The organism is Listeria marthii, from assembly GCF_014227425.1.
GTDB classification, from domain to species: Bacteria; Bacillota; Bacilli; order Lactobacillales; family Listeriaceae; genus Listeria; species Listeria marthii.
Window position 1 is genome coordinate 260,343 of record NZ_JAASWB010000002.1, and the last position, 13,758, is coordinate 274,100.

A 13,758-nucleotide genomic window follows, 5' to 3' on the forward strand; every position below is an offset into this window, starting at 1 on the left:
CCTAATCACCTACTTTGTTACGGCAATGCCTTGTTCTTTAATTTGGCGCACAATGCCATCGCCAATGCCGTTAATTTTTTTCAAATCGTCTATTGATTGATATGGGCGCCCTGCAATAATTTTATCTGCAAGCGCTGGCCCAATTAGTGGCAATAGTTGCAAGTCTTCACTAGAAGCCGTATTTAAATTAATGCTTTTAGGTAATTCTTTTGAGCTAGCGTCTTCGGTTTTTTGTGTGCTACTTCCTTTGCTGTAGCTGCTTCCTGATTTTGGTGTACCTTCTTTTTCCGTTTGAACGTGAATTTTTTCGCCATCAGTTTCGATAATAACTGTTCCATTTACATCGGTTCCGTATGTTTTAATATCCCGTTCTTTCAGCCATTCCAGTACTTCCACGTGCGGATGTCCATAACTATTTGCCTTCTCAGCCGAGTAAACAGCCACTTGTGGTTTTACTTTATCTAGGAAAAATGGTTGGTTGGATGTAGATGAACCGTGGTGCCCTAAGTCCAAAATATCTGCTTCTAAATGGGCGCCACTATCGACCATTTCCCTTTCACGACCTTTTTCTGCGTCGCCTGTGAAAATCGCGGAAATATCTTTATAGGTCATTTTTATTGCGATAGAATCGTTGTTTGCCTCGTTTTCTAACTTATCGGGGCTGAGAACTTCTATATTAAATGGTCCAAAAGTGGCTTTTTCGCCGCGTCTTGGTTCTTTATATTTCGCATCTGAAGCTAGTGCTGCATCGATTACTTTTTCATAAATACTACTAGAAAAAGTTAAGCCGTCCATCCAAATTTCTTTTGGTTTATATGTAGCAATTACTTTATCGGCATTACCAATGTGATCGGCGTGTGGGTGAGTCAGCAAGAGCAAATCAATTTTCTTTATATTTGCTTCTTTTAAATACGTTAAAATCCGGTCATCATCTTGCCGACCGGTATCAATTAAAATGGTCGTGCCATCCTCTGCCTGAATAAGTGTGCTATCCCCTTGGCCAACATCAAAAAAGGTAAAACTTGCACCATTTAGAGTTTTTTCGGTGATATTGGATGTTTTTGTTGTTGATTCTGAAAAACTACAACCGCTTAAAATAATCGCGATTAAACTTATACATACTACTAATTTTTTTGTCATCTTTCTCCTCCTGCTCTCTTAGTAGAATAGCAAAGGAAGGCGAAACAGTAAAGTTTTTAAAACAAAAACCGCCTGGAATCAAATTGATTACACGCGGTCATTTATGTTGGATTCATTTCACTTTTTCTTTAAAGGAAAAGGATACTTCTTCCGTTTTTGGTTCATAGTCAATTTTCCAGTCGTGGTCTTTGAAATACCAATAATCATGATCTTCAATGAAGAAAATTAAGTCTTCTTTCTCCTCAGCGACTGCTGCTTCTTGCGGTTTTTCGGCAGTTAAACCGATAGAGAAACCAGGATGCAAGGAACTGTTAGAACCACCATACTTGGCAAAAAGTCGAATTCCATTACCATTAGCTACATCAAATTCATCATGAAACCATTTATTTGCTTGGTCCGTTACCTCGATATTCATACTTTTCACTCCTCGTTTCCAATTTTTGTACCTGATGCTTATTATTCAAGAATAGCAGATTTTACAGTGAATATCATTTTTTCTGCTTTTGTTATGAAGATAATATACCTCTTTCTATGTTGCTTTAAACCACATTGTGTTAAAACAAATCAAAAATAAGAATATTGTACTATAACAGAAATTGCACAAAAAAACTGTGTAAGCAAAATAGCCTACACAGTTTTGGGTTTATTTTATTTTATTTTATTCTAATGGCGCTTTTCCTAAGAATGCTTTGAACATCCAGATGTGTTTGTCGATGCTTGCTTTGAAAGCAATTAGCATATCGTTTGTTACATTGTCGCCTTCTTTGTCAGTTAGCTCGATGCCTTGTTGATATTCGTCTCTAAGTAATTCCAGTGTACCAACTAAGTCTTCCATTAATTGATCCATTGTTTTAGGTTTAGTATAAGGAGCTTCTTCCACGCTCGCATTTTCTAAAAACTCTTTTAAAGTGGATAGTGGGCTTCCGCCAATAGCAAGTAAACGTTCTGCTACTTCATCCATTTGTTCGCCGAATTCGCTATATAAATCATCCATTTTTTCATGTAAAGTGAAGAAGTTGTGGCCTCTCATATACCAATGAATTTGATGAATTTTTACTGTGAATACGTTTAAATTCGCTACTTGGTGATTCAAAAATTCCTTTGTGTCTACTGAGTTGATTGTTTTCATAATTATCTTCCTCCTATTTTGTAATGATTATCTCTTAATAATAAGTATAATCTATTTCCATCACAATGTCCAGTGTGGAAACCATCACAAAGTATTTACCACTGATAAAATTTCTTAAACATCTATTACTGTTTTCTCATTATTTATCTCACCTTTTATGATAGAATAAAAAAGAGATTTACACAACTAGGAGGCCCGGACTATGGAAAATTATTCTCACCGCTTTCAGGTGAACTTGGCTGGTATGATTGACATTCTTTCAAACCACCTTTATGACGAAAAAGATGTTTATATTCGCGAATTGTTGCAAAACGCAACCGATGCCATTCGCGCCCGAAAAAAAATAGATCCAACTTTAGAAGGTAAAATTCACGCTTCCCTAATCGGGGATATTAATGAAAAAACGTTAATTTTAGAAGATAATGGAATTGGTTTAACAGAAGACGAGGTTCATGCTTTTCTTGCTACTATTGCTAATTCATCTAAAGGCGAAAAAAACTTTGATGGCGAGAGCTCCAATGACTTTATCGGTCGTTTCGGGATTGGCTTACTTTCTTGCTTTATCGTGAGTGATGAAATTGTGATGATTTCCACCTCTCAAAAAGATGGCGGTACAACCGAGTGGCGCGGAAAAGCGGATGGTACTTATTCCGTTCGCAAAATAGAAACGGATACTCGCGAACCTGGTACGCAAGTTTATTTACGTTTGCGCGCTGGTTTAGAAGATCATCCTGAATGCGAGGAAGTCGAATATTTAATCAATACATTGAAAAAATATGGTGCTTCTTTGGAAAGTAATATAATAGTAGAAATTAATGGTTTAGAGGAAGAAATCAATAGCTGGACCAAAAAGTTTTCTGATAAAGAAACCTTATTTAAACTGTCTAAAGAGCAGATTATTCAGTACGGCGAATATATCCTTGGGACGCATTTCCAAGACTATTTCTTAATTGAAAATGAATCTGGTAGAACATTTGGGATTGCTTATATGATTCCTCATGCTGTGCAAATGAATGCTATCCGGAAAAATACGGTATTTTTAAATAATATGTATGTCACAAGTGAAGCAAATAATATTTTACCGGATTGGTCTTTCTTTGCTAAATGTATAATTTGGACGGATGAGCTTCAACCTGTTGCCTCCCGTGAAGCGTTTTATAAAAATGAGCGGTTAACGAGTGTTGCCGATGAGCTTGGCGTTGCACTGAAAAAAGGAATTGAAACACTTCCAGAAGAAGCGCTGATGAAATTATTAGCTACACATTATCTTGGTTTTAAAGCACTTGCTAGTGAAGATGCACCATTTTTAAAATTAATCTATCCTTATCTTCCAGTTCGAACATTGAATGGTGAAGAAAAATTAGGTGATATTATCGCAAAAAACGATGTCATCTATTACACTTATTCGGTCGATGATTTTAGACAAATTAAAGATATTGCGAGATCGAGCGGTATGACACTGATTAATGGTGGTTATTCCTACGACTCGCCAATTTTAGCGCAGTTAAGTTATTTTGTGGAAGGAACTGAATTTGTTTTAATCCAACCGGAAGAAATGACGGATAAATTGCGTCCAATGACAGCGGATGAAAAACAAGCGTACCAACCTATTTTGACAGAAATGAACAATATGATGGCTGAGTTTGACACCGATGTGCTAATCAAACATTTTGAGCCAAAAGATTTACCAATTATTTTCATCCATTCTACGGCAACACAAGAGTTACGCGAACTAGAACGCGCAGTAGAAGAAACAACTTCCGTATTCAGTGATATTTTAGAGAGCATTCAAAAAGAACAAGAACCTGCCCCGCTCGCTCACTTATATTTAAATTTAGATAATGAGTTGATTAAACGACTTTTCAGCTCTGGAAAAAGTGTGGATGAATTGTCCGTGATTGTGAATGTACTTTATATCCAAGCCTTACTGTTAGGGCATTACCCGCTTAAACGGAAAGAAATGGAATTAATGAATCAAAATATGTTACGAATCTTAGAGATGCTATAGGAGGAAAAATGATGGATTACTTAAAAGATATGAAAACAGTTTGGGGCATGGAAGATTCGCCTGAAAAAATTAAAATCCTAGAACGAATCATTGCTGGCGCAGATGCGCATAATGATGTAGAAACTGGCATAGATGCTCGTGATATGTTGATTGAAACTTGTTTAACTGTCGGCTTCCCGAAAAAACAACTACAAGCTTTTAGTTGGTTAATTAGCAAATGGGAAGACGAAGACAACGATGTCTATATTGACTCAGAAGATCTTCTTTGGAAATATAAATGGATTAGCGAACATGTTCCGACTTTTGATGAAGTATCGAAAGCTCAGATTGACGGACTTTTGAATGATATGAAAGTAAAATTCGAACAAGAAAATTATTCGCTACGACCTTACTATAAAGTGTGTACTCTTGCGGCAATGCGGATGGGTGATGTGGAAAAAGCAAAAGAACTATTTGAAAAATGGAGCAATACGAAAGAAGATTTCTTAAATGATTGCCCTGCTTGTGAACGGCAAGACCAAATACATTATTATTATTTCGTAAAAAATTATGAACAAGCAAAGAAAAAAGCGAAACCAATTATTGAAGGAAAACAGCGTTGCGCAGAGGTTCCTCATTTAACATATGGTATTATGGCTCTTACCTATTTAGCACTTGGAGATGCGGAAATGGCACAACAATGCTTTGATAAAGGTTATCCACTTGTGGAACAACAAAGTTCCTTAATTCCGCCACTTGGCCAATTGCTTAAGTATTTAGTGCTTACTAAGCAAACAGAAAAAGCGCGTGAAGTCCTTGATACCAATTTGGCAATCGTTCTCCAAGCCGAGGGTGGATTAGACCGTCTTATTTTCTTACAAGCAGCCTATCCCCTTTTCGACCGGGAAAAAGAAGCTGATTTAGTGGAAATGACGGAAGCTTTAACGGCGAAGTTTGATGCGCGTAATGAAAATAGTTATTATCAAAGTATTTTAGAATCTTACTAACAAGTTTTGTAAAGATTCTACTGGAGGGGAACCATGGATTATTTGAATGCACTAGAAGAAGCTTGGGGAATGGATGATAATGCTGAAAAAGTGAAATTATTGGAACAAGCCATCGCTAGTGCTGATATGTATAATGATGTCGAAAGTGCTGTTGAAGCCCGGGAATTATTGATAGAAACTTGCTTAACAGCAGGTTTTCCAAAAAAACAATTGAAAGCATTTGGTTGGTTAGTAAAAAAATGGGAAGACGATAATTCTTCGGTAGATACTTTTGATTTGCTTTGGGATTATAAATGGATTAGTGAACAAATTGCCACTTTTGATGAAATATCAGAAACGCAAATTGCCAATCTTTTAGAGGATATGAAGGTGAAATTTGAGCTACAAAATTACTCACTACGTCCTTATTATAATGTTTCTACAATTAGTGCCATGTGGATGGGTGATGTCGAAAAAGCAAAACAACTCTTTGATAAATGGATAAACACGAAAGCTGATCATTTAAATGATTGTCGTGCTTGCGAAACGAGTGCTCAAGTTAGTTACTATTACTTTATTCAAGACTATGAAAAAGCTAAAGAAACAGCTACCCCGATTATTAACGGAAAATTAGCATGCGCTGAAGTTCCTCATTATACTTATGGGGAAATGGCGCTTGTTTATTTGGAACTCGGCGACGCGAAAATGGCGCAAGAATGCTTTGATAAAGGTTATCCGCTTGTGGAAAAACAGAGCGCCTTAATCCAACCACTCAGCTATTTGCTTAAATATCTAGTGAAGACAAACCAAACAGAAAAAGCACGCGAAGTCATCGATACCAATCTGGAAATCGTTCTTCAAGCAGAAAGCGGAATGGATCGTCTGTTATTCCTACAAGCCGCCTATCCCCTTTTAGACCGGGAGAAAGAAACTGATTTGGTGGAAATGACGGAAGCTTTGACGGCGAAGTTTGACAATCGGAATGGAAATAGTTATTATCAAGATTGTTTGAATGCTTATTAAAAATGTTTCACAAAATTTAGAGATACTACAGGAGGAACAACAATGGATTATTTAGTAGATTTTGATATGTCTTGGGATTTAGAAGATGGACCGGAAAGAATTAAATTATTGGAACGAGTAATTGCTGGGGCTGATGCGCATAATGATATGGACACAGCGATTGAAGCACGCGATATCTTAATTGATACATGTTCCGCGGTCGGATTCCCCAAAAAACAATTACAAGCTTTTAGCTGGTTAGCGAAATTATGGGAAGATGATGCATCTAATTACGACACACAGGATCTTCTTTGGAAATATAAATGGATTAGTGAAGATGTTCCCACTTTTGCAGAAGTATCGAAAGCACAAATTGATCAACTTTTAAACGATATGAAAGTAAAATATGAGCAGCAAAATTACTCTCTCCGCCCTTTCTATAAAGTTTCCACCCTTGCTGCAATGCGGATGGGAAAAGTGGACGAAGCCAAAGCATTTTTCGAACAATGGATTTCGACACAAGGAGATTACTTAAATGACTGTGCCGCTTGCGAAACGCAGGATCAGGTCCACTATTATTGTTTCATAAAAGATTTTGAAAATGCGAAGAAAAAAGCGAAACCAATTATCGAAGGAAATCAAAGTTGCCAGGAAGTTCCTCATCTGACGTATGGCCTGATGGCGCTGACTTATTTGGAACTTGGTGAGGAGAAAATGGCGCAAGAATGCTTTGATAAAGGCTATCCAATGGTCGAAAAACAAAGCGGGTTAATTCCTCCACTTGGCGATCTTCTTAAATACTTAGTGCTTAGTAATCAAACCGAGAAAGCACGCGAAGTTCTTGATGTGAATAAGGAAATGGTTCTTCAATCTGAAAGTGGATTAGACCGTCTTATTTTCTTACAAGCTGCCTACCCTCTTTTTGATAGAGAAACGGAAGCAGATTTGGTGGAAATGACAGAAACTTTAACAGCCAAGTTTGATGCGCGTAATGGAAATAGTTATTATCAGGATCTTTTAAAATAAATGTATGGAACATAGTTAGGAAAATCGCCTAGCTATGTTCTTTTATTTGCGCTCAATCGCTTTTTTTAGGATAATACAGGGAGGAGTTGAAGATGATGACAATTTGGGTAGAAAATGGGAATAAAGCTGCGACTGAACAAGCTATACATGAAAAAGAAACGGCGCTTGGCTTGATTTTGCCAGCTGCATATAAACAATTACTATTGAAGCAAAATGGTGGATTGATTCGTAAAAATCATTTCCCGACTACAGAGCCAACTTCTTATGGGCTTGATTTTGCTGAAATTTATTATTTGGCGAGCTTGGATGAATTATTAACAAATATCCCGGAACAAAAAGATGTTGATCTTGCGGGAAAACAAGTTTACTTTCACCGAGATGAATCGCGCTATATCGGCTTTTCTTATCCAAATGATGCGTCTCAGCCGAGTATTATTTATGTGGACTTTGAAACGTTGCAAACACTCATTGTTGCGGAAAATATGGCAACATTTTTAGAGGAATTATATTTTAGTCCTTTTCCAATTGATTTTGCGGAACAATTTCCGGTAAAAAAATTAGAACAAATTCTGGCTTCGAGTAATGTTCAAAAAACAAAGCAATTGCTGGAGTTATTAGAGGATTATTCGGATAAAAAGTGGTATTTAGAAACGCTAATAAGTTTACTTAAAAAGCAGGAAATCCCTTATAATTTAGTCGTGTATAACTTATTTGAAAATCAATTGCTTTATTTCCGGAGAAAACTCGTTCCGGATCTTGTGGAGCAGATTTTCGAGTTGCTTCAAGTTAGTGATGGAATAAATCAAGAAGCTGTTGCTGCATTATATAAAGAATGGAACTAAGGAGGAATTTAATTGGTTAAAGTTGTTTTTGTGTGTTTAGGAAATATTTGTCGTTCACCAATGGCGGAGGGGCTTTTTCGTAAAAAAGTCACGGAAGCTGGGTTAACGAATGAAATCGAAATTGATTCAGCTGCAACGGGTACGTGGAACTTAGGAAAACCACCTCATCGCGGAACACAAGCCGTTTTGAAAAAGCATGGTGTTGATTATCAGGGAATGCGCGCTCGGAAAATTTCTGATACGGATTTTAATGAGGCAGACTTTATTATTGGGATGGATCAGCAAAATTTAGCTGATTTAAATGAGCTTAATAGTAATCCTAATGTAGCCATTCGATCGCTGATGTCTTTTGTGCCTGGTCAAGAGGATAAAGATATTCCGGATCCTTATTATACAGGGGATTTTGATGAAACAGAGCGGATGATAACGGAAGGTGTAACGGCACTTTTAGCTTATATTACACAAAAATAATAGTTAATATGTTTAAAGACTGGGCTTGCGGGAATATATAAGAGTACAATCAAAAGTTCAGAAAGAGGTTTTTTACATGTTAGGAATTATTTGGGGAATAATCGTTGTTTTATTAGCGGTTTGGTTACTTGGAATTATTTTCCATATTGCGGGTGGATTAATTAATATCTTGCTAGTAATCGTTTTAATTCTCGTTATTTGGAATCTAATTCAAATGGCTAGGAATAAAAAGAAATAAATAAAAAGAGCGGTTCGGCGCATTATTACAATGTGCCGAACCGCTCTTTTTATTTTTGATTTAAATGTTGTTTTTCTAAAAATGCTTTTAAGTCGAGTCGGCTTGTTTTTCCAAGTCCGCGGGCGATTTGTTCGGACCAGCCTTCGACGCGTTTGCCAGCTGTTCTTTCGTCGTAGTACATTTTAATTTGTTCATCGTATTCTGCTAAAATGGTTGAGTCCATTTTTTGATAGGTATTTTCATGATATACCAAGTCTTGAGGCAATCTTGGCTTGGCTTTTTCGCTGTCTGCCGCTGGATGGCCAATGGTTAAGCCGAATAGTGGCATGGTGTATGGTGGCAAATCCAAAATTTCGGCGATTTGTGCGACATTGTTACGAATTCCGCCAATGAAGCAAATGCCTAGTCCTAGTGATTCTGCAGCGATAGCCATATTTTGTGCAGCAAGTGCAGCATCTATCACAGAAACAAGCCATTTCTCAGAGGTTTCAAGTGCTTCTGTATTTACTTGATGTTCTTCTAAAATCGCATGATGGCGCGCTAAATCGGCCACGAAAATAAATAATTGTCCTGTTTGTACGGTATACGGTTGGTTTCCCGCAATTGCTGAGATTTGTTCGCGAAGTGTTTTATCTGTTATTCCAATGATGGAGTATGCTTGAACAAAGCTGGATGTAGAAGCGGCTTGTGCGCTCTTGATAAGTAAGCTCAACTCTTCTTTCGTTAAGTCCTTGTCTTCAAATTTTCGCACAGAGTAATGGCCTAGAATGGCATCGATCGCCTGATTCATCCTAACTCCCCCTTAGTCTTGAAATATTTTCCGATCATAATTTGGTTCTTGTAAAAGCGCGCCAAAACTTTGCTGACGTAATGCTTCATAAGCTAAAATTGCTGCTGTATTCGATAAATTCAGCGAGCGAATATGGTCCGTCATCGGAATTCGTAAACAGTTTTCTTCATTATCTTGTAAAAGTTCATCTGGCAAACCTGTAGTTTCTTTTCCGAAAACGAAGAAATAGTTTTTGTTTGGATCGCTATAGTCAATGTCACTATAAACATGACGGCCAAATTTGGTAATGTAGAAAAATTCTCCGCCAGCATTTTTTTCAAAAAATTCATCTAAAGAATCGTAATAAGAAAGTTTGACATTATCCCAGTAATCGAGTCCGGCGCGTTTGAGCATTTTATCGTCGGTTGAAAAACCAAGTGGACGAATTAAATGTAAATAAGTATCTGTTCCAGCACAAGTTCTGGAGATATTTCCGGTATTTGCAGGGATTTCTGGTTGGTATAGTACGATATGATTTGGCATTTCTTTTCACCTGGTTTCTATTAATTTGGTATCGCAGTTAATTCTTGTAGTACTTGTTCATCTTGTTCGGTTTGAAGCGCTTTTTGGACAGCGGCTTCTGCGTCAGCCCCGCCGATTTTGCGTAGCGCCCAGCCGGCTGTTCCGCGGATAACTGGCCTCGGATCATTTTGCAAGCAGTCGATTAAATCTGGCACTGCTGTTTTATCTTTATAGCGCGCTAAAATAATAATAGCATTGCGCTGGATTGGTTTCTTGCCGCGCCACGAGCCTGCCATATCGCCAAACTTCTCTTTGAATTCTCGGTTGGAAATATGTAGAAGTGGCTTTAATTCTGGACGAACAAGTTCTGCATCTGGCTCCATCTCCTCATGAAAGTGGAAATCATGTCCACGATTATAAGGACAAACAACCTGACAAGTATCACAACCATACAAACGATTATGCAACACTTCGCGATATTTTTCATCTAGAAAGTCTTTTGTTTGGGTAAGATAGCTTAAACAAATTTTCGGATTCATTTTGCCCTCACCTAGTAAGGAACCTGTTGGACATGCTTTAACGCATTGGTTACAGCTGCCACACAGGTCGCTTGCTGGCGTATCTGGCTCAAAAGGTATATTGGTTATCATTTCGCCTAAATAGACCCAAGAGCCGTATTCTGGCGTTATTAGTAAAGTGTTTTTTCCGCGCCAGCCAATGCCAGCTCGTTCTGCCACAGCAACATCTGATAATTCACCGGTATCTACCATCGATTTCATCCGCACATCAGGTAACCGTTCGCTTAAAAATTGTTCCAATAATGCTAATTTTTCTCGTAAAACGGTATGATAATCGATGCCCCAAGAAGCACGTGCGAAAACGCCACGTCTTGCTTCTTTTTTGCTGACGGGTGCTTCTTTTAATTTAGACGGGTAAGCAAGAGCAATCGCGATAATCGACTGCGGTTCTTTGAAAATTAGCTCTGGGTAAACACGCTCATCAATTACCGGATGCTCGAAACCTGTAAAGAGATCTAATGCTTCGGCTTCCAGTAACCGTTCTTTTAAAAATAAAAAAGGGTCTGCTGTGGTGAAACCAATTTTTTGAATACCAATTTCATGTGCATAGGCAATTAGCTCTTCTTTTAATGTTGCATAATCCGATTCTGGCTTCACTATCTTCATCCCCTCTCTCCTTATTTTCAGGCAATAAAATAAACGCAATGCTTCGCTTAAAAAGGTCGAAACACTGCGTTGATAACAGGATTTATAAAAAATATAAAGCGGGTGATGGGAATCGAACCCACGACAACAGCTTGGAAGGCTGTAGTTTTACCACTAAACTACACCCGCACGGTAAGTAGTTCTTAGTGTTTTAACAACTTTTATATAATACCATTCTATGTAAGTTTTGACAAGACTTTTTCCGAAATTTCTTTCCAAAAATTAAATATCTACTTTATTTCTAGATTTATTCACGTTTTTTTCATATTTTGACTCTAGAATAAAAGGTATTATCTAATGGAAAGAAGTGAAAGCTATGAAGAAATGGATACAACGTTGGGATTTTTATTTTGTTGGGATTATTGTTATTGCTATCTTTTTTAATTTTTATGGTATTTGGAATGATGATACGGTAAATCCTTATTATACGGCTGCTGTGACAAGTATGGTGCAAAACTTCCACAACTTTTTTTACGGGGCTTTTGATCCTGCTGGTTTTATTACTGTGGACAAGCCGCCTGTTGCACTTTGGCTTCAAGCGATTAGTGCGCTGATTTTTGGCGTGCATGGTTGGAGCGTTATTTTGCCGCAAGCCTTAGCTGGTGTCGGTTCGGTAATTTTGCTTTACGTGCTCGTTAAACCTAGATTTGGTACTTGGGCTGCAAGAATTACCGCGTTAATCATGGCACTTACGCCTATCGCGGTAGCAGTAACACGCACGAATAACATGGATGCGATTCTGGTATTTATTTTATTACTGGCAACCTATTTCCTTTTTAAAGCGGTTTATCGTGCTAAATTTGGTTGGCTTCTGCTTGCTTTTGGATTGATTGGCGTTGGATTTAATGTGAAAATGCTCCAAGCTTTTATGGTTGTTCCAGCATTCCTCTTATTTTACTTTATCGCGGTAAAATTAAGCTGGCGAAAAAAGCTTATTCAATTAGTGGTCGCGCTCATTTTAATGCTTGGCGTGTCTGTTTCATGGGCAGTCGTGGTGGATCAAACTGCTGCGTCTGAACGCCCATACGTTGGTAGTAGTCAAACGAATTCAGTGCTTGAGCTTGCATTTGGCTATAACGGCATGGAGCGGCTACTTGGTCAGGAAACTGGTACTGGTAGTAGCGGTGGCAATATGGAGATGGGTGGGCCACCAAGCAATAATTCCACGGATTCTAGCAATGCGACACCGCCAACGCCTCCAAGTGGAAATATGCAAGGCGGTGCAGATGGTGATGCTGGAACGCCTCCTCAAGGTAATAACGGCACGCCACCAACTGGAGGTCCTGGTAACACTGCAAATGGCGGAACAGGCTCGAAAATGACTGGTAGCACAGGCATGTTTGGCACAGGAAATGCTGGACCGCTTCGTTTATTCCAAACCGCACTTGGTGATCAGATTAGTTGGTTTTTACCACTGGCTATCATCGGAATGTTAGCGATTTTCCTAGCTTATCGAAATGAAAACAAGCGAATTTATCAATTGAACTCTAAGCAAAAAGAAATGGTCTTCTGGGCAGCTTGGCTCATTCCAGTCGCCGGATTCTTTAGTGTTGCTGGATTTTTCCATCATTATTATTTAATTATGCTAGCTCCACCAATTGCAGTACTGAGCGGCGCAGGCTTGGTCGCACTCTTCCGCCTATATCGTCATAAAGATAATTGGCAAAAATTTCTTTTACCAACTACACTTACACTAACTGGCGCACTTCAAGCTTTCTTTGTGGCTAGTTACTTGCCAATTTTAGCAGCTGTTATCGGGATTGCTGCACTTGGGGTTTCCGCCTTGTTAATTGCAATTAGACAAAAACAGCCAAAATTCGCGGCGAAAATAACAGCGCTAGCTTTAGCAATTCTGCTTATCGCACCAACTTATTGGTCCTTGACACCCCTTTTATACGGTGGAAATAGTTCCTTGCCTGAAGCTGGACCACAATTAAAACAATCCAGTGGCGGCGGTTTTGCTGATGCCTCAGTTGATAGTGGTTTGATTAGTTATTTACAAAAAAATAATACCGGCGAAACATATTTATTTGGCACAACGGACGCCACGACAGCCGGCCCTTATATTATTAAAACCAAAGAGGCTGTTATGGCCCTCGGAGGATTCAACGGTACAGACCCAACGCTCACGGTCAAACAGCTAAAACAAATGATTAAATCTGGCGAAATAAAATATTTTTATCTTCCATCAAATAGTAAAGCTTCCGACTCAGATGTGGTAAAATGGATTCAAGAAAATGGTACCGAGATTGATCAATCAGAATGGAGCAGTTCCACTTCCACGGACGACGATACTACTTCAAGCGCTTCTCAAAATACAAACGGCGGCGCTCCCGGAATGAATGGCTCTGGGGAAGGAACGCTTTATCAATTAAAATAATTCCTTTGAAAATGAAGTTCATCGTTAAAATGTTAAAATCCTG

At 38.4% G+C, this 13,758-nt stretch carries 14 protein-coding genes and 1 tRNA gene; 8 read left to right on the forward strand and 7 right to left on the reverse strand.

The window, feature by feature from the left end:
- Positions 1-9: 9 nt before the first annotated feature.
- From HCJ55_RS04080 to fri, 3 genes are all read right to left on the reverse strand, one after another.
- Entirely contained in the window at positions 10-1,140 is a 1,131-nt protein-coding gene (locus HCJ55_RS04080; protein WP_185517134.1) for an MBL fold metallo-hydrolase, read from the reverse strand.
- Positions 1,141-1,252: 112 nt separating this feature from the next.
- A complete protein-coding gene (locus HCJ55_RS04085) occupies positions 1,253-1,555 on the reverse strand; it encodes a HesB/YadR/YfhF family protein (protein WP_185480206.1) in 303 nt (100 codons plus the stop codon).
- A gap of 243 nt (positions 1,556-1,798) precedes the next feature.
- Positions 1,799-2,269, reverse strand: coding sequence for a non-heme iron-binding ferritin Fri (fri, locus tag HCJ55_RS04090; protein ID WP_008947326.1), 471 nt, complete (start codon positions 2,267-2,269; stop codon positions 1,799-1,801).
- Between the two features lie 202 nt (positions 2,270-2,471).
- Between fri and HCJ55_RS04095 the strand changes: the two genes are divergently transcribed.
- From HCJ55_RS04095 to HCJ55_RS04125, 7 genes are all read left to right on the forward strand, one after another.
- The gene (locus tag HCJ55_RS04095) at positions 2,472-4,277 is read left to right on the forward strand and encodes an HSP90 family protein (RefSeq protein ID WP_185517136.1); all 1,806 of its coding nucleotides are present in this window, start codon (positions 2,472-2,474) and stop codon (positions 4,275-4,277) included.
- Between the two features lie 11 nt (positions 4,278-4,288).
- On the forward strand, positions 4,289-5,263 hold the full coding sequence (locus HCJ55_RS04100; protein ID WP_185503888.1) for a tetratricopeptide repeat protein: 975 nt from the start codon (positions 4,289-4,291) through the stop codon (positions 5,261-5,263).
- Between the two features lie 33 nt (positions 5,264-5,296).
- Positions 5,297-6,265, forward strand: a complete 969-nt coding sequence (locus HCJ55_RS04105; protein WP_185517138.1) for a tetratricopeptide repeat protein — start codon at positions 5,297-5,299, stop codon at positions 6,263-6,265.
- A 42-nt stretch (positions 6,266-6,307) separates the two neighbouring features.
- Positions 6,308-7,270: a hypothetical protein gene (locus tag HCJ55_RS04110; protein ID WP_185503772.1), complete on the forward strand. Its 963-nt coding sequence runs from the start codon at positions 6,308-6,310 to the stop codon at positions 7,268-7,270.
- A 95-nt stretch (positions 7,271-7,365) separates the two neighbouring features.
- Entirely contained in the window at positions 7,366-8,112 is a 747-nt protein-coding gene (locus HCJ55_RS04115; RefSeq protein ID WP_185517364.1) for an SMI1/KNR4 family protein, read from the forward strand.
- Positions 8,113-8,124: 12 nt separating this feature from the next.
- Positions 8,125-8,583 (forward strand): low molecular weight protein-tyrosine-phosphatase, encoded by a 459-nt coding sequence (locus HCJ55_RS04120; RefSeq protein WP_008947321.1) that lies wholly within the window; start codon positions 8,125-8,127, stop codon positions 8,581-8,583.
- Positions 8,584-8,659: 76 nt separating this feature from the next.
- The gene (locus HCJ55_RS04125; RefSeq protein ID WP_008947320.1) at positions 8,660-8,821 is read left to right on the forward strand and encodes a lmo0937 family membrane protein; all 162 of its coding nucleotides are present in this window, start codon (positions 8,660-8,662) and stop codon (positions 8,819-8,821) included.
- Between the two features lie 49 nt (positions 8,822-8,870).
- Here HCJ55_RS04125 and nfsA read toward each other — a convergent pair whose 3' ends face one another.
- The 4 genes from nfsA to HCJ55_RS04145 all read right to left on the reverse strand — a co-directional run bounded on the left by nfsA (position 8,871) and on the right by HCJ55_RS04145 (position 11,464).
- Positions 8,871-9,611, reverse strand: a complete 741-nt coding sequence (gene nfsA, locus HCJ55_RS04130) for an oxygen-insensitive NADPH nitroreductase (protein WP_185503773.1) — start codon at positions 9,609-9,611, stop codon at positions 8,871-8,873.
- A gap of 12 nt (positions 9,612-9,623) precedes the next feature.
- Entirely contained in the window at positions 9,624-10,133 is a 510-nt protein-coding gene (trmL, locus tag HCJ55_RS04135) for a tRNA (uridine(34)/cytosine(34)/5-carboxymethylaminomethyluridine(34)-2'-O)-methyltransferase TrmL (RefSeq protein ID WP_185502501.1), read from the reverse strand.
- A 20-nt stretch (positions 10,134-10,153) separates the two neighbouring features.
- On the reverse strand, positions 10,154-11,296 hold the full coding sequence (gene queG / locus HCJ55_RS04140; RefSeq protein WP_185502500.1) for a tRNA epoxyqueuosine(34) reductase QueG: 1,143 nt from the start codon (positions 11,294-11,296) through the stop codon (positions 10,154-10,156).
- Positions 11,297-11,393: 97 nt separating this feature from the next.
- Positions 11,394-11,464, reverse strand: a tRNA-Gly gene (locus HCJ55_RS04145).
- A gap of 187 nt (positions 11,465-11,651) precedes the next feature.
- Between HCJ55_RS04145 and HCJ55_RS04150 the strand changes: the two genes are divergently transcribed.
- Positions 11,652-13,715 (forward strand): ArnT family glycosyltransferase, encoded by a 2,064-nt coding sequence (locus HCJ55_RS04150; RefSeq protein ID WP_185517140.1) that lies wholly within the window; start codon positions 11,652-11,654, stop codon positions 13,713-13,715.
- Positions 13,716-13,758: the final 43 nt, after the last annotated feature.

Coding starts and splice junctions, on each gene's coding strand:
- HCJ55_RS04080 (WP_185517134.1), bottom strand. CDS start 1,140: ATGACAAAAAAATTAGTAGTATGTATAAGTTTAATCGCGATTATTTTA.
- HCJ55_RS04085 (WP_185480206.1), bottom strand. CDS start 1,555: ATGAATATCGAGGTAACGGACCAAGCAAATAAATGGTTTCATGATGAA.
- fri (WP_008947326.1), bottom strand. CDS start 2,269: ATGAAAACAATCAACTCAGTAGACACAAAGGAATTTTTGAATCACCAA.
- HCJ55_RS04095 (WP_185517136.1), top strand. CDS start 2,472: ATGGAAAATTATTCTCACCGCTTTCAGGTGAACTTGGCTGGTATGATT.
- HCJ55_RS04100 (WP_185503888.1), top strand. CDS start 4,289: ATGGATTACTTAAAAGATATGAAAACAGTTTGGGGCATGGAAGATTCG.
- HCJ55_RS04105 (WP_185517138.1), top strand. CDS start 5,297: ATGGATTATTTGAATGCACTAGAAGAAGCTTGGGGAATGGATGATAAT.
- HCJ55_RS04110 (WP_185503772.1), top strand. CDS start 6,308: ATGGATTATTTAGTAGATTTTGATATGTCTTGGGATTTAGAAGATGGA.
- HCJ55_RS04115 (WP_185517364.1), top strand. CDS start 7,366: ATGACAATTTGGGTAGAAAATGGGAATAAAGCTGCGACTGAACAAGCT.
- HCJ55_RS04125 (WP_008947320.1), top strand. CDS start 8,660: ATGTTAGGAATTATTTGGGGAATAATCGTTGTTTTATTAGCGGTTTGG.
- nfsA (WP_185503773.1), bottom strand. CDS start 9,611: ATGAATCAGGCGATCGATGCCATTCTAGGCCATTACTCTGTGCGAAAA.
- trmL (WP_185502501.1), bottom strand. CDS start 10,133: ATGCCAAATCATATCGTACTATACCAACCAGAAATCCCTGCAAATACC.
- queG (WP_185502500.1), bottom strand. CDS start 11,296: ATGAAGATAGTGAAGCCAGAATCGGATTATGCAACATTAAAAGAAGAG.
- HCJ55_RS04150 (WP_185517140.1), top strand. CDS start 11,652: ATGAAGAAATGGATACAACGTTGGGATTTTTATTTTGTTGGGATTATT.